Here is a 1,037-nt window from a genome sequence, read left to right on the forward strand (position 1 = left end):
GCGTGGACGGGGCTCAAGCCCAGGAAGGCCGCCCCCCGCGCACCCGCATCCGCCGCCGCGCGACCGGCATCGGCGTAGGTGCCGATGCCGAGATTGTCCTTGGAGCGCAGGCCGTAGAGCTGGGCCGCCAAGCCCCAGTCCCGGGCGCCCTCGTCGCCGAGCGCCCGCGGGCGCCAGCAGCGCTGCGGCGCGGCGATCACCGTCGCTTCGGCGCGTGTCTCGCCCAGCGTCACGGTCAGGCGGTGGTAGCCGGGGGTGAGCGGCGGCAGCTCGATCGCGGCGGTCTCGGGGCCCAGGGCCACGCGCCCGTCCCGGGCGGTGCCGCGTTCGTCGACGACCCGCCAGCTCACCGTGCCGGAGGCGTCCCCCGGCCGGACCGGCACCCGGGCGGCGCGGCGCGCCTCGACGGGAACCAGGGGCGGCACCAGGCCGTGGCGCAGGGAGCGGATGCGGTTCAGGCTCGCCTGCGCCTCTTCCTCGGTCCCCGCCGGAAGGCCGAGGGCGGCGAGCAGCCCCTGGCGCACGGCGAGCGGGGTCTCGACGCGCTGGCCGAAGGCGTCGGTGTAGTCGGCGGCGATGCCCGCTTCGTCGGCGAGGCGCGCGACGACATCCTCGGTCACGGCCATCTCAACGCACCTCTTTCACGAACACGCCCGACCATGCGGGCAGCACCAGGGAACCGTTCTCGTCCTGCGAAACGGAGGGCGAGCGCCAGATGACGCGGCCGGGCAGCGGTCCCGGCGCGTAGGCATCGCCGCCGAACACCCCGACGAAACGGAGCGTCCCGCCGGCGAAGGACCAGGTCACGTCGACCACGTCGGGCCGCGGCAGCGCGTAAGCACCGCCCTGCCAGGCGGTCTTCGTCAGCGGCACCACCTCGCGCTGACGCAAGTGCAGGAGCGCGGTCGTGTCGGCCAGGACCTCGCGGTGCGGAGAAAGCTCGCGCTCCGCCCAGTCGAGGATCGAGCGCCGGAACGTCGCCTCCGCGGTGGGATCGGGGATCGTCTTCGCCTTCTCCTCGTCGGCGAAGGCGGCGA

Annotated in this window: 2 pseudogenes; both read right to left on the bottom strand. The window is 74.9% G+C overall.

The features are described 5' to 3' along the window. Window positions 1-626: pseudogene (locus VQ03_RS29755) on the bottom strand (malto-oligosyltrehalose synthase); the annotation flags it as partial. Window position 627: 1 nt separating this feature from the next. Next, window positions 628-1,037 (bottom strand): annotated as a pseudogene (locus VQ03_RS29760) (DUF3459 domain-containing protein); the annotation flags it as partial.

It is taken from the genome of Methylobacterium tarhaniae (assembly GCF_001043955.1).
Classification (GTDB): Bacteria; Pseudomonadota; Alphaproteobacteria; order Rhizobiales; family Beijerinckiaceae; genus Methylobacterium; species Methylobacterium tarhaniae.